At 71.2% G+C, this 14,789-nt stretch carries 9 protein-coding genes; 3 read left to right on the top strand and 6 right to left on the bottom strand.

Going from position 1 to position 14,789, the window contains the following annotated elements; genetic code table 11:
- Window positions 1–533: 533 nt before the first annotated feature.
- Both eccCa and QSK30_RS17415 read right to left on the bottom strand, forming a co-directional pair.
- Window positions 534–4,526 carry a type VII secretion protein EccCa gene (gene eccCa / locus QSK30_RS17410; protein WP_285504025.1) on the bottom strand — a complete coding sequence of 1,331 codons (3,993 nt, stop codon included), beginning with the start codon at window positions 4,524–4,526 and terminating at the stop codon, window positions 534–536.
- A gap of 42 nt (window positions 4,527–4,568) precedes the next feature.
- Complete coding sequence (locus QSK30_RS17415) at window positions 4,569–5,237, bottom strand: hypothetical protein (RefSeq protein WP_285504026.1); 669 nt, start codon at window positions 5,235–5,237, stop codon at window positions 4,569–4,571.
- 191 nt (window positions 5,238–5,428) lie between these two features.
- Here QSK30_RS17415 and eccD point away from each other — a divergent pair, with 191 nt between their 5' ends.
- Both eccD and mycP read left to right on the top strand, forming a co-directional pair.
- Window positions 5,429–6,820 (top strand): type VII secretion integral membrane protein EccD, encoded by a 1,392-nt coding sequence (gene eccD / locus QSK30_RS17420; RefSeq protein WP_285504027.1) that lies wholly within the window; start codon window positions 5,429–5,431, stop codon window positions 6,818–6,820.
- Window positions 6,821–6,830: 10 nt separating this feature from the next.
- Window positions 6,831–8,258 carry a type VII secretion-associated serine protease mycosin gene (gene mycP, locus QSK30_RS17425; protein WP_285504029.1) on the top strand — a complete coding sequence of 476 codons (1,428 nt, stop codon included), beginning with the start codon at window positions 6,831–6,833 and terminating at the stop codon, window positions 8,256–8,258.
- Between the two features lie 51 nt (window positions 8,259–8,309).
- Here the strand turns inward: mycP and hisS are convergent, their stop codons facing one another.
- Window positions 8,310–9,590: a histidine--tRNA ligase gene (gene hisS / locus QSK30_RS17430; protein WP_285504031.1), complete on the bottom strand. Its 1,281-nt coding sequence runs from the start codon at window positions 9,588–9,590 to the stop codon at window positions 8,310–8,312.
- A gap of 126 nt (window positions 9,591–9,716) precedes the next feature.
- On the opposite strand from hisS, the gene QSK30_RS17435 reads away from it, so the two are divergent.
- A complete protein-coding gene (locus QSK30_RS17435; protein WP_285504032.1) occupies window positions 9,717–10,664 on the top strand; it encodes a hypothetical protein in 948 nt (315 codons plus the stop codon).
- A gap of 2 nt (window positions 10,665–10,666) precedes the next feature.
- Here the strand turns inward: QSK30_RS17435 and QSK30_RS17440 are convergent, their stop codons facing one another.
- The 3 genes from QSK30_RS17440 to eccB all read right to left on the bottom strand — a co-directional run bounded on the left by QSK30_RS17440 (window position 10,667) and on the right by eccB (window position 14,222).
- Entirely contained in the window at window positions 10,667–12,082 is a 1,416-nt protein-coding gene (locus QSK30_RS17440) for a WXG100 family type VII secretion target (RefSeq protein WP_285504034.1), read from the bottom strand.
- Between the two features lie 8 nt (window positions 12,083–12,090).
- A complete protein-coding gene (locus QSK30_RS17445; protein ID WP_285504035.1) occupies window positions 12,091–12,405 on the bottom strand; it encodes a DUF2563 family protein in 315 nt (104 codons plus the stop codon).
- A gap of 185 nt (window positions 12,406–12,590) precedes the next feature.
- Window positions 12,591–14,222 carry a type VII secretion protein EccB gene (gene eccB / locus QSK30_RS17450; protein ID WP_285504037.1) on the bottom strand — a complete coding sequence of 544 codons (1,632 nt, stop codon included), beginning with the start codon at window positions 14,220–14,222 and terminating at the stop codon, window positions 12,591–12,593.
- Window positions 14,223–14,789: the final 567 nt, after the last annotated feature.

Genomic DNA, 14,789 nt, shown 5'->3' on the forward strand with positions numbered 1-14,789 from the left:
CTCGATCTAGTGAACTCGCTTCGTGTGGGGCCCCTAGAGCACCGCGGTGGAGAGAAAAGGGCAGGTAAGGGCATCCCCACCCACGGCAAGTTTAGCGGCACTCTCCCCCCACACGAAGCGAGTCCACCAGATCGAGCATCCGTAGCGGGACTTGCGTTCCAGCGGGGTCGGCCTCACCGCTGCGGTTTACTGGGGGGGTACGGGCTTCACTTAGGTGTCAGCGGGGTCGGCCTCACCGCTGCGGTTTGCCGGGGGACGGGACTTGCTTGGGTGCCAGCAGAGTCGGCCTCACCGCTGCGGTCTGCTGGGGGGGCAGGATCCTGTTGCGTACCAGCGGGGTCGGCCTCACCGCTGCGGTCTGCTGGGGACGGGACCCTGGTCGCGTGCGGGTGGGGTCGGTCTTTCCGTGCGGGTGGGCGGATTGACGGGTGGCGCTTTGCATTCTTTAGTAGACATTGTTTCGATTCGGTTCAAAAGGCAATCCCCGACTACCTTGGTGCGGGCGGTAGTCGGGGATTGTTCGTGCCGAGTTGCTATTCCGGTTGGATCCAAGCGATGTGCATGAGGGATTGGCCCACCTTTCGGCTGACCAGGGTGCCTCGGCCCGGGGGGAGGGCGGACGGTTTGACCGTGCCCAGGAGGGCGCCTTCGTCCTTGCTGCCGCTCATGACGATGCCCGGGCTGGCGATCTCGCGGAGTTTGCCGAGGACCGGGTCGAACATCGCGCGGCTGGCGCCGCCGGTGCGGCGGGCGGTGATGACGTGCAGGCCGACGTCCTTGGCCTGGGGGAGGAACTCTGCGATGGGTTGCAGGGGGTTGTTGCCCTGGGTGGCCACCAGGTCGTAGTCGTCGACGATGACGAAGAGTTCTGGGCCCTTCCACCACGAGCGGTTGCGGAGTTGGTCCTGGGTGACGTCGGGGCCGGGGAGGCGTTTGAGCATGGAGCCCCGGACGTCCTTGATCATGTCGCCCAACTGGTTCGAGGACACCGCGTAGCCGAGGAGGTGGTCGGTGTTGACGAAGCCGAGCATGGTTCGGCGGTAGTCGACCAGGATGATGACCGCTTCCTTGGGGGTGTAGCGGTCCATGATGCCGCGCACGATGGTGCGGAGCAGGTTCGTCTTGCCCGACTCGCCGTCGGCGAAGGCGATGAAGTGGGGTTCGGCGTCGAGGTCGAGGTAGACCGGGGCGAGGTCGTTCTCGTCGACGCCGATCGGGACCAGTCTCGAGTCGCGGCGCGGGTCTTGGGCCAGGAGGTCCTCATAGCCGAGCAGTTCCGGCAGGAGTCGGACCTTCGGGGCGCCTCGGCCGCGCCAGCCTGCCTTGATCTTGGCCACGGCGTCCTGGACGCCGCCTGCGACGTCCTCGGGATTGCTCGAGCCGTCGACGCGGGGGAGGCCGGTGAGGAAGTGCAGCTTGTCGCGGGACAGGCCGCGGCCGGGGCGGCCCGCTGGGACGTTGACCGCGACTCGACGGTCCACATCGGACTCGCTGGGGTCGCCGAGGCGGAGTTCGAAGCGGGTGCCGAGCAGGTCCTTGAGCGCGGGGCGGATCTCGGCCCAGCGGTTGGCGGCCACGATGACGTGGATGCCGTAGGACAGGCCCTGCGCCGCCAGGTTGACGACCTGCATCTCCAGCGCCTCGAACTCCTGGCGGAAGTTCAGCCAGCCGTCGACGATCAGGAAGACGTCGCCGAAGAGGTCGTCCTTGATCTCGCCGCGGCGCTTGCGGTTGCGGAAGTCGGTCATCGAGTCGATGCCCAGGTCGCGGAAGCGCTGCTCCCGCTCGGTGACCAGGCCGGTCACCTCGGCGACCATCCGGCGCGCCTTGTCCGGGTCGATGCGGCCCGCGACGCCGCCGACGTGCGGCAGTCCGTCCAGTGTGCCGAGGGTGCCGCCGCCGAGGTCGAGGAGGTAGAACTGGACCTCCTCGGCGGTGTGCGTGAGCGCCATCGACATCACCAGCGTGCGCAGCAGCATCGACTTGCCCGACTGCGGGCCGCCCGCGATCGCCGCGTGGCCCGCGGCGCCGGAGAAGTCGGCCCACAGCAGGTCGCGGCGCTGCTCGAACGGCTTGTCGATGATGCCGAGCGGGATCTGCAGCCTGCCGTTGCCGTAGAACCCGACCGGCGAGAGGCCGCGGTCCTCGGTGGGCTGCAACGGCGGGAACAGCGTGTCGAGCGAGTTCGGCTCGTTGAGCGGCGGCAGCCACACCTCGTGCGCGGGCGGGCCCTGGCCGACGAGCCGGGTGACGACCACGTCGAGCTCGCTGGCCTCCTGGCCGCCCTCGGGCTTCTTCTCCTCGCGCGGCGCCTCGGCGGGCTGCTCGGGCTCCTTCGGGATCTCCACGTAGTCCGGCACGAACAGCTTCGCCCGCCGGTCGCCGCTGACCGCGGCCGCCGGTCCGGCCGCCTGCATGCCCGCGGGCCGGTACGGGCCGGACACGTAGGACGCCTTGAACCGCACCATGGTGCTGGTGTCGAACTTCAGGTAGCCCGAGCCCGGGATCGAGGGCAGCTCGAACGCGTCCGGAACACCGATGGCCGCGCGGGACTCGGCCGCGGAGAAGGTCTTGAGGCCGATCCGGTAGGACAGGTGCGAGTCGAGACCGCGCAGCTTGCCCTCCTCGAGGCGCTGCGAGGCGAGCAGCATGTGCATCTGCAGCGAGCGGCCCAGCCGCCCGATCGCGACGAACAGGTCGATGAAGTCCGGCTTGGCCGAGAGCAGCTCGGAGAACTCGTCGACGACGATGAACAGCGCGGGCAGCGGGTCGAGGTCGGCGCCGTTCTCGCGGGCCTTCTCGTACTCCCACACGTTCTTGAAGTTGCCACCGTTCTTCAGCGCCTCCTGGCGCCGGTTCATCTCCCCGGCGAGCGCGTCCTTCATGCGGTCGACCAGGGTGAGGTCGCCCTGCAGGTTGGTGATCGTCGCGGCGACGTGCGGGGCGCTGTCCAGCCCGAGGAACGTCGCGCCACCCTTGAAGTCGACCAGGATGAAGTTGAGCGTGGTCGAGGAGTGCGTGGCCAGCATGCCCAGCACCAGGGTGCGCAGGAACTCGGACTTGCCCGAGCCGGTCGCGCCGATGCACAGGCCGTGCGGGCCCATGCCCTCCATGGCCGCTTCCTTGATGTCGAGCTCGACGGCCTGGCCGAACTCGCCGACGCCGAAGGGCACCCGGTAGCGGTCGCGCACCGGGCGCGGGCGCCAGGCCTGCTGCACGTCGAAGGTCATCGGGTCGCCCGGGATGCCGAGCAGCTCCAGCAGCGTCGGGTTGGACAGCAGCGGCTCCTCGTCGCCGGAGTCGGCGGCCGCGGCGCTGAGCCGGTACGGGGAGAGCTTGCGCGCCAACGCCTCCGCCTCGGCCACGCTCAGCGTGTCCGGCTTGGCGAACCACTCCACCCCGCTGGCGCTGCGCGCGCCCAGCCGGTCCTCCTCGACGACCAGGCGCAGGCCGCGCCGGGCGGTCAGGTTGCCCAGGCTCTCCGACAGGTCCATCAGCGTGACGCCGACCAGGCCCTCCTCGAGGATGATCTGCTCCTCGCGGGTGACCTCGCCGTCGTCGATGACGATCACCACGTGCGGCTGGTCGGGCTGCGGCGGGGCGTTGCGGGTGAACCGCTGCCGGTCGCGCAGCTCCTCGTCGAGCCACTGCTCGATCTGGGCCAGCGACCCGGAGATCATCCGCAGCTGGCCGATGCCGTCGACCAGGGCGGGGTGCTGGGTGTGCGGCAGCCACTTCGCCCACTCCCAGTCCGCCTTGGCCTTGCCCGCCGTGACCACGGCGACCAGTACGTCATCCGGGGTGTGGAAGGTGACCAGCTGGGCCAGCAGGGCGCGGGCCAGGCCGCGGGTGAGCTCCTTGTCGCCGGTGAGCCCGACCGCGGCGAACCCGCGCACGGCCACCTGGATCGGCAGGTCGGGCACGATCGAGTGGGCCCGGACGAACCGGCGCAGGGCCAGCGTGGCGATCGGCTCCAGCTCGTCGACCGGACCGGTCTGCGGCGGCACCAGCCGGGTGGCCAGCCGCTGCGAGCCGCGACCGACGCGCAGGTGGCAGAAGTCGGAATCGGCCTGGCGGCGCTCCCACATCCGCCTGCTGGTGGCGATCGACCACAGGGCCTGCGGGTCCGGGTGGGTCCACTCCAGGGAGGCGCGCTGGTCGAGCGAGGCCTCGCGGGCGCGGTCGCGCATCTGGCCGAGGTAGCGCAGGTAGTCCTTGCGGTCCTCGTTCATCTCGGCCTTCTTCTGGCCGCCGCCGCGCCCGCCCATGCCGCCGGCCATCATGCCCACGGTGGACATCAGGAACATGCCGCCGAAGAGCAGGGACGTGGGGTTGCGCCCGCCCACGACGAACATGAACGCCATCATGCCCACCGAGGCCACGATCATGACCCCGGGCAGCACCTTCATCAGGATGTTGCCCGGGATGACCCTGGGCACCTCGGGCGGTGGCTCGAGGTGGACCTCACCGCCGGGCTGGCGCGGGGCGGCTAGGCGGGGCGAACGCTTGAACTGCAGCGTGCTCACCGGGTGGACACCTCTTCGACTCGACGTGCGCTTGGGAGGAAACTACCGAACAGCGGACCCACCGCCCGGCCGTTCGGCCGAACCGCCGCGCCCGGTGAGCACGAGCGCGGCGAGCAGCGCCACCAGGAACAGCACGCCCAGCACCAGCGGGACCGCGCCCCGGCCGGACACGGCCAGGAAGTAGACGAGCGCCGCGGACACCGCGCACACCAGGGCACCCGCGGCGAAGCGGCCCGGTCCCGCGGCCTGCCCGCTGACCAGGAACACCACGGCGGCGAGGAGGAACAGGCCACCGAACACCAAAGCCGACGGATCGTCCGGGGTGCTGAACACCTGGTGCAGGGCCAACCCGGCCGCGGCGGCCACGGCGACCAGCGGCAGCACCGAGGCGGGCCCCGATGCCCGGCGCACCAGGCTGTCGACCAGCGCGCCCGCCACGCCGACCGCGGCGAAGAACCCGGAGAAGAGCGACTGCGCGTTGTGGCCGCCCTGGTAGTACAGCAGGACCGAGATCTCGACCGAGGCGACCAGGGCCACGACACCGAGGGCGATCCGGCCCGGCAAGTCGGCGCCCGCGGCCGACCACACCAGCGCGGAGAACGCGGCGAGGTAGACCAAGCCGGGCAGCACGGCGGCGGGATGCCTGCCGGACACCACGAACATCAGCGCGCTGACGCCGATGGTGACCAGCACGACCAGGATGGGCGCCACTTTCCGCAGCATCGACGAGTCTCGACCCGAACCGCGCGCCGGCCCACGTCCGGACACCAACTAGCACCCCCGCTGGTCGACTTCTGGCGAACCGCCGCATCCGGCGATACCGGTGCGGCCATACTAGGACCGATCCCGGTCAGCCAGGGGTCGGTCCGAGCAGACCTGTGGACAACTCGAGGGAGCAGGCGGTGGCAACGGGTACGACCGTGTTCAGCCGAGTGACAGTGGTCGCGCCGAGGACACGCATCGACGTCGCGCTCCCGGCCGACGTCTCGGTGGCCGACCTGCTGCCGATGCTGCTGGAGATGGCCAAGGAGACCACCCCGGACGGCGGCGCCCGGCACGGCGGCTGGTGCCTGGCCAAGCTCGGCGACAACCCGCTCGACCCGAGTCGCACGCTGGGTTCGCTGGGCATCGTCGACGGCGACATGCTGCAGCTGCGCAAGCGCGCGGAGAACCCCCCGCCCCCGCTCTACGACGACGTCGTCGACGCCATCGCCGAGTCGACGCCGGACAGCTACCGGCCGTGGACCAAGGAGACGGCCAACCGCATCGGCCACATCGCGGGCGCGCTCGCCCTGCTGACCGCCGCCTTCGCGGTGCTCATGGCGGGACCGCTGTTCGGCGGCGGCAACGTCGGCCCGGCCGTCACCGCCGGTGCCGGGGCGGTGATCGCGGTCGCGCTCGGCGCGGTGATCGCGCGCGCCTACCAGGCCCGCACCACCGGCGTGCTGATCGCGGCGGCGGGCGGGCTGCCGCTGGCGTTCGTCAGCGGCCTCTCGATCGTGCCCGGTGAGCCCGGCCGGGCCAGCCTGCTGCTGGCCTCGGCGCTGGTGCTCATCGTGTCCTCGGCGTCGATCATGCTGATCGGCGCGGGCATCACCACCTTCGTCGCCGCCGGGACCGCCGCCACGCTGGGCGTCATCGCGTTCGCGGTGGCCACGCTGATCGCGCACCCGGCCGAGGGCATCGCGGCGGGGACGGTCGCGTTCGCGCTCGGCGCGCTGTCGGTGCTGCCGAGGCTGACCATCCAGCTGGCCAGGCTGCCGCTGCCCAACGTGCCCGGCAGCGCCGAGGACCTCAAGGAGGACACCGGTTTCCCGGACTACCGCTCGATCGAGCGGCGCGCGGGCCTGGCGCACGAGTACATGACCGGCATGATCATCGGCTGCGGGGTGGCCGCGGCGATCGGCGCGGTCGTCTCGGCGGGCTCGCCGAAGGTGTGGGGCGTCATCCTGGGCGTCGTGGCCACCGTGGTGCTGCTGCTGCGCGCGCGGACCTACGCCAACGGCAGCCAGGCGATCGCCCTGCTGGGCACCGGGATGCTGGCCGCGGCGGGCATCGTGCTCGGCTGGCTGTTCAGCGCCGACAACCTGCAGCGGCTGCTGTGGGTGTTCGGCGCGCTGGTGCTGCTGGCCGCCGGGGCGCTGGTGCTCGGCGTGATCTTCCCCGAGCAGCGCTTCTCACCGCCGTTGCGGCGCACGGTGGAGATCATCGAGGCCATCTGCATCGCCGTGGTGCTGCCGCTCGCGCTCGCGGTGATGGACCTGTACTCGACGCTGCGCCACGTGACCTTCTAGAGGGTTGGACATGCCGAGGACCAGTACACGGATCATCGCCGCGCTGATGGCCGCCGGACTCGCCGTGGCGGTGCCGCTGCCCGCGTCGGCCCAGCAGACCCCGGAGACCGCGGGTCCCACACCGCCGCCGCTGCCGCCCAACGCCGAGGTGCCCGGCGGCACGGAGCCGGACGCGAAGTACAACCTGGTCAACCGCTGCATCGGCTCGCTCAACCAGGGCGTCGACCTGAAGAACAAGCCGTGGGGCCAACTCCAGCTGCGCTTCGACGAGCTGCACCGGTTCGCCACCGGCCGGGACCAGCTGGTCGCGGTGATCGACACCGGGGTCAAGGGCGACCACCCGTACTTCGGCGGTCGGGTCGCCCCGGGCGGCGACTTCGTCCTGCCGGAGAAGCGCGGCCTGGAGGACTGCGACGGGCACGGCACGGAGGTCGCGGGCATCATCGCGGCCAACCCGCCCGCGGGCAGCGACATTGGCTTCCGCGGCATCGCGCCGGACGCGCGCATCCTGTCGATCCGCCAGTCCAGCGCGAACTACAAGGGCAAGCGCCCGACCACCGCGCGCCCCGAGGGCGAGGACCTGACCGCGGGAACCCTGGAGACGCTGGCCAAGGCCGTCGTCTCGGCGGCGAACCAGGGTGCCCGCGTGATCAACATGTCGGTGGACAACTGCCGCGCGGTCTCCGAGGGCCCGATCAGCCCCGCCGAGCGGCAGCTCCAGGCGGCGCTGCGGTACGCCTTCGAGCAGAAGGACGTCGTGCTGGTCGCCTCGGCGGGCAACACCGGCGAGCACGGCTGCCCCGACCAGCGCAACGGGATCGACCCGAACAAGCCGACGCACATCGTGACCCCGCCGTGGTTCGCCGACTACGTGATCTCGGTGGCGGCCATGCAGCGCAACGGCGACCCGGCGGAGTTCTCCGTGCAGGGCCCGTGGGTCACCGTCGCCGCGCCGGGCACCGACATCATCTCGCTCGACCCGGCGACCAACGGCCTGGCCAACCTGCAGGTGCTGCCGAACGGGCAGCCCGCGAGCATCCAGGGGACCAGCTTCGCGGCCCCGTACGTGGCCGGCCTGGCGGCGCTGATCCGCGACCGGTTCCGCAACCTGACGGCGAAGCAGGTGATGGAGCGGATCAAGTTGTCCGCCTCGCACCCGGCCGCACCCGGCGGGCGGGACAACCTGGTCGGCTACGGGATGATCAACCCCATCGGGGCGCTGACCACGTTGATCCCGTCGGAACAGGGTGTGCAGCCGGACAAGGCGCTCGACATCAAGGCGACCATGCCCGCGCCGGAGGTCAAGAACTGGGCCCCGATGCAGGTGGCGCTGGTCGGCGCGGGGGGCGGCGTGCTGTTGCTGCTGCTGACGTTGTTCGTCGTGCACACGGTGCGGCGCAACAAGCCCGGCAAGAAAGAAGTACGCGGGATGGCGTGAGGCCCGCCGCGCCGGTGTGGCCGATCGCGACCACACCGGCGGACGACCGGTCTACTTCGCCGAGCCCAGGGCGCGCTCGGTCTCGACGGTCCCGTCGGTCAGCACCTCGCGCAGGTGGACGAAACCGCTGTGCCCCTGGGCTTCCAGCCGGTTCAGCTGGGTCGGGAGCTTGCCGCTGCGGCGGATCACCGTGGTCTCGCGGCCCTGCGCGCGCACCTGGCGGGCGCGCTCGAGCGCGTAGGCGATCGGGACGTCCGGTTCGAACAGCACGGCCAGGGCCGAGCGGGCCGGGGTCTGCGGGATGAGGTCGACGATGCGCTCAAAGCCCAGCGAGAAGCCGCAGGCCGGGATGTCCTTGCCCAGTGAACGGCCGACGAGCCGGTCGTAGCGGCCGCCGCCCGCGACCGAGGAGGACGACCCCGGGTGCGAGATCTCGAAGATCTGGCCGGTGTAGTAGCCCATGCCGCGCACCAGGGTGGGGTCGAACTCCCAGCGGACCGGCCTGCTCCGACCGAGGTCGGCGAGGCAGCCGACGGTGGTGGCCAGGTCGGTGACGACCTCGTCGGCCAACGTGGGCACGGCGTCGGCGAGGCGGTCGGCGACCTGGTCGGCGGGCAGGCCGACCAGGCCCTCGATGATCGACTGCGCCTCGTCCACGGACTTCTCCGCCAGCCCGCGCTTGTCGACCAGCTCGGCGCGGACGCCCGCCCAGCCGATCTTGTCCAGCTTGTCCAGGCCGATGAAGAACCCCGCCCACTCGGACTCGGCGAGCCCGACGTGGCCCGCCAGCGCCGAGAGGAAGCGCCGGTCGGACAGCCGGACGGTGGTGTCGGTGATCCCCACCGCGTCCAGCGCCTCGGTGGTCGCCTCGATCAGCTCCACCTCGGCCAGCACCGACGCGTCGCCGATGAGGTCGATGTCGCACTGGTAGAACTGCCGGTAGCGGCCCTTCTGCGGCCGCTCGGCGCGCCACACGGGGGCGAACTGGAACGCCCGGAAGGGCGAGGGCAGCGCGGCGTGGTTGTTGGCGTAGAAGCGCACCAGCGGCACCGTCAGGTCGAACCGCAGGCCCAGGTCGACCAGGTCGCCGAGCTTGCCGCCCGCGGCCACGTCGTCCAGGCCGCGCTTGAGGATCTGGAAGATCAGTTTCTCATTCTCGCCGCCCTCGCCGCCCTGCAGCCGCCGGATGTCCTCCACCGCGGGCGTCTCGATGCGCTGGTAGCCGAACCGGTGGTAGACCTCGCTGATCCTGGCGAGCACGTGGTCGCGCACGGCGACGCTGTCCGGCAGCAGATCACGGGTACCACGCGGCGGACTGTTGTCGATCTTCACCTATCGGCCCTCTACGGCTCACAGCTCACGGTTGCGGACCGTTGAAAGGTACCCCTCCGGCCCAGCGAGTTCTCGGCACGAGCCCGGGCTGCCGGTCGAGGTGGGGCACCTGGCAGCCTGCCGCGGGTGAGCGAATACCAGTACTACGAGTTCCGCGCGGTGGACGAACCGCTCTCCGAACAACAGCTGGGCGAAGTCCGAGCGCTGTCCACCCGCGCCGAGATCACGCCCACCAGCTTCGTCAACGAGTACCACCGGGGCGACTTCCGCGGCGATCCCCGGGATCTGGTCGAGCGGTACTACGACGCCTTCCTCTACTACGCGAACTGGGGAACCCGGACCCTCGTCCTGCGCCTGCCCAAGAAGCTGCTGGAACCGAGCACGGCAACCCGCTACGGCGTGGACACCTGGACGCACAAGGGCGACGTCCTGGTGTCGTTGGGCTCCGACGACGAGAACGCGGACTTCGTCGACCAGGAGTTCACGCTGGACGCCTTGATCGAGGTCCGGGACGAGATAGCCGCAGGAGATACCCGTCCGTTCTACCTGGACTGGCTTGGCCGCGCGCGAATCAGGCTCGACGAGGACACAGCGCTGCCCCCGCCGCCTGCGGGCCTTGACGCGCTTTCGGATGCGCAGCAGACCCTTGCTGAGTTCCTGCGCGTGGACGACGAGCTGCTGGCCGCCGTCTACGGCGACCCGCGCCCACGTCGAGTGGACGACCTCCTCCAGGCCGCCCAGCAGCAGCGGGACGAGCGCGACCACCGGGCGCGGCTAGCACAGGCGCGGCAGGTGGAACTCGAGCGGGTGCAGGTGGCCGAGGCCGCGGCGAGGCGCGCGGAAAGGTTGCGGGGCAAGGAAGGGGAATCATGGGCGAAGGTGATGCGGCTGGTGGCGACCTACAGCCCGAAGGACTACGACTCCGCTGTCGCGCTCTTGGGCGACCTGCACGAGCTGAGCAGGCGAAGCGGCGACCAAGAGGAGTTCTTCCGCCGATGCGCCCACTTGCGCGCCGAGTTCGCCCGCAGACCCGCGTTCATCCGCAGGCTCGATGAGGCAGGTCTGCCCGGCTGAGGTCAGTCGTTGCCGATGACGGGTGGGGAGGACTTGGTGGGGTCGCCGAAGATGTCCTTGGGGTCACCGGTGACCTGGACGCGGCGCTTGTGCTCGCCGCCCGCGCCGCCCTGGCCCATTCCGCCCATGCCCATGGGCATGCCGCCCATCATGCCGCCCGCACCGCCCGCCTTCCCGCCCTCGGCGGCCGGTGTGGCGACGGGGAGGCCCGCGGGCTTGCCGGGGGCGGCTTCGCCGACCGCGACGTAACCGCCGGGTTGGGGTGGGGTCGCGCTCGCCGCGCTGCCCATGCCCGCGCCGCCGCCACCGATGCCGCCGCCGAGTCCGCCGCCGCCCAGGCCGCCACTCTTGAGGCCCGCCAAGGGATCCGCGCCTGCGGCGGCCGGGATCGAGGAGGTGTCGGAAGGCACGGTGACGGTGGGGACGTCGGTCTTGAGGGCCCAGTTCTCCTCGGGGAAGGTGTGCGCCATGGCGACCGACTCGAAGACGCGGGAGCCGTCCATGCTCTCGCACAGGCGGACCAGCGCCTCAAGGATTTGGCGGACCGCCTCGAACAGCTCGCGGGTCGGGCGGCGCATGCTGTCGAGGTACTGGCGGGTGCGGTCGTCGTTGCGGGCGGGCAGGCTCATCGCCCGCGAACCGTTGTCGGCGACCTCGGCGAGCAGGCCCGCCATGTCGGTGACGATCTCGCGCAGGCCGTCCGCGGTGAGGTCGAGGATCTCGCCCATCGCGGCCATCGCGTCGGACATGTCGTTGCCCGCCAAGCCGACCCGGGTCATGTACTCGATGAACGAGTCGGCGTCGGCGCCCTTCCAGGCGGCGTCGAGACCGCCGAGGGGTTTGGTCAGCTCGTTGGCCACGTGCTCGGCCTTGCCACCGACCGCGCGCCAGCGCTCGGCCTCGGCGTGCAGCTCGCTCCAGCGGCCGACGACCGGGGCGAAGTACTCCTCGACCGGGTCGGGCATGCCCAGCTGGCGGCACAGGGCGCTGAGGAAGTCGAGGTAGCCGGCGATGTTGGCCTGCAGCTCAGGGCCGTCGAGACCGCCCTTGGGGTCCAGCGCGGGCAGCGTGGTGGCCTCGACCTCGGGCTGCGCGGGTCGTGCCGGGTCCGGGGACTCGTCTTGGTCCATGTCGTCGAAGCGGATCGGGTCGGCCTCGTACCGGTCCGCGGGCACCGGTTCGGGGCGGGCGACCTCATCGCGGGCAGGTTCACCGCGGGCGACTTCGCTGCGGTCGACTTCACCGCGGGGAACGGGCTCGTGGTCCATGTCGTCGAACCGCATCGCGTCGCCGTCGGGCTCCGGGCGCGGCTCGCTGCCGCCGAGCGGGGCACCGGTCAGCGCGGTGCCGATGTCATCGCCGCCGATGGCATCGGCACCGCCGAGGAGATCCGCGTGCTCGTCCCGTCGCGTCCGCATCGCTCCCCCTACGCCTGGCCGCTGCGCTTGATCGACTGGGCGCCGTCGTCATCGGAGCCCTGGTACTTGTCGGCGACCTGGCCGAGCGCGGTGGCGGCCGACTCCAGGGCCTCGACACCACGGGTGAGCTGGGTGCGCAGCGCGTCGGCCGCGCGGGTGTAGGAGTCGGAGACCCTGGCGGTGCGGCCCAGGGAACCGAACGCCTCCGGGGTGAGCGGGGCGGTGCGCAGGATCTCGGCGCCCTTGGACAGCTCGTCGGCGGCGGCGGAGACCTTCTGGGCGTACGCGCTCACCCAGGCCGGGTCGACCTCGATGGCAGCCACGATCGACCTCCTCGGCGCGGGGATGGTGACCCTTTGACGGTAGGCGATCTGGGCTGGTTCCGGTGAGTTTCTTCGCTTGCTGCCCGTTGGGGCTTGCCGGGTGCCGCTCTGCTGGATGTTGGCCCCGGTGCTCGCGTTGTGGGCTCGATGGGGTGCGGCGTGCAACAACCACCGGACTAGCGGGGTCAGCCGCCCCCGGTGGGGGTTTGGGGTTGGGGGGCGGCGGCCTGGGTGGTGGAGGGGAACTGGCCGGGGGCCACCGGGACGACGTCGTAGGTCTGCAGGACATCCCGGGTGTTCAGGGACGCGCCGTTGGGAAGCAGGCGGACGATGGCGTCGGGTGCGGGCAGCTGCTCGGTGAGGCCAAGGGCCACCGCGGTGCGCTGGTCGGGGACGCCGAACTTCACGCCGCGGTCGGAGATCAGGTAGATCGGACCGGTGCGGAAGTCCTGCTGCGAGGTCGCGCCGCGGACCACCGCCGCGCGGCCAGGGGGCATGTAGAAGTGGTGCAGCCGCTGGCCGTCGGCGCTGGGGCTGCTGACGTCGATCGACGCGGGCTTGCCGGTGGCGTTGCGCGGGAGCGGGAGCTGTTTGCCGACGTGGACCTCGGTGTGCTGGTCGGCGTTGGGGCCCTCGCCGACGACGTTCCAGCCCAGGCAGGCGACCGGGTAGTTCGCGGGCGCCAGCGCCTCCGGGATGACCTGCGGGAACGTGGTGTCGTCGATGGTGCCCTGGCTGGGCGCGGCCGGGATCTGGTCGGGGCGGACCTTGGTGATCTCGGCGCCGCCCGCGGTGGCGGTGAAGCGGATCAGGTCGGCGGTGGTCTTCTTGATCTGCTGCACGCCGTTCTGCAGCAGCACGTAGTAGTCGGTCTGGCCCGCGCGCTCGACCTGCACGACCGAGCCGACCGGCAGGTTGTTGATGTTGACCTGGCTGCCCGAACCCTGGCCGGGGATGGTCGGCGGGGCCAGCGCGGGGGCCTCGGGGATCGCGTTGAGCAGGCCGGTGCTGATGCCGCGGATCGCGCTCTCCTTGAGGTTGAGCGCGGAGCGGACGTTGCCCTTGGTCATGTCGACCTCGGCGCGCACGGTGTTGGCGTTCTTGATGTTGGCCGTGGCGGGCGTGCGGTAGACCAGGTACGCCTTGCCGGTCGGCGACTTGACCAGCAGCGCCTCGTTCTCGGCCAGCTCGGGGCCGAGTTCGGTGACGCCCGCGGCCACGGTGGTCTCGATCTTGTTCTCGCTGGCCGGGTTGATCAGCGTCGGGTCGAGCTGGTAGTCGTCGCAGACCGCCCAGTCGCTGCCGATGCGCTGGCCCTTCTCGGGCAGCAGCTGCGGGCCGTCCTGGATACCGGTGAGCCGGTCGCGCGGGATGTCGACGAGCTTGGCGTCCGGGATGACCTCGGCGGGGGCCGGACCCGCGTCACCACCGCCCTCGGTCTGGCTGCCGGGCTGCTGCTGGGCGCCGGGGTTGGAGCGCGCGAGCAGCAGCAGCCGGGCCGAGGCGAGGTTGAAGGTGGGGACGAGGACCTTGCCCTTCTCGGTGTTGGTGAGCAGCACGTACACCGCCCCGGAGGGCTCGGCGATGATGATCCCGGGCTTGTCCGGGACCTTCGGCGCCGGGCTGAGCAGGCCGTAGACCAGGAAGCCGACCACGCCCACCGCGGCCAGGCAGACCCCGACGACGGTGGCGCGGGTGTGCGTGCGCATCGGGTCGTGCAGCATCACCGCGTCCTTGCGCACCAAGGCGGACTGCATCCTGCGCAGGACGAAGCGGTAGGCCTGGACCTGTGACTTCGTGGTGGGTGTTGATGGCATTCGTGGCCTGCTGCTCTCCCCGTCGCGGTACCGTTTCGCAGGATAGCCGTACCGTGTCGGCCACATGTGGGTTCTCCACCAAAGCTGTGGACAACTCCGCGCGCACCGAGCTTGAGGGGAAGAGAACGAGCGGATGTCGGTGACCACTCCTCCACGACAGGGCCGCACGCCTCCCCCCGGCCAGCCACCGCGACGCGGTCCGGGCGGTCCAGGTGGACCGGCTGGTCCCGGTGGTCCTAACGGTCCCGGTGGCCCCGCGAACCCCGGCGCCCCTAACGGACCCGGTGGTGCAGGCGGCCCCACCGGGCCCGGTAATTCCGGTAGGCACAACGCCCCGAACGGACCGGGTGCACAAGGCAGCGCTGGCGGTCCGGGAGGACCAGGCAGCCCTGGCGGACCGGGTGGCCCAAGTGGTCCTGGTGGACCCGGTGGTCCTAACGGTCCTGGTGGTCCTGGTGCACCCCCGCCCGGTAGACCGCCAGCGGCCGAGCCGCCGCAGCCGAGCGGACCGCGCACCAAGGTCGCGGCCCGCAGGCGCAACCGCGGCGCGAGCCTCGGCGCGCTCCC

It is taken from the genome of Actinokineospora sp. NBRC 105648 (genome assembly GCF_030269645.1).
Classification (GTDB): domain Bacteria; phylum Actinomycetota; class Actinomycetes; order Mycobacteriales; family Pseudonocardiaceae; genus Actinokineospora.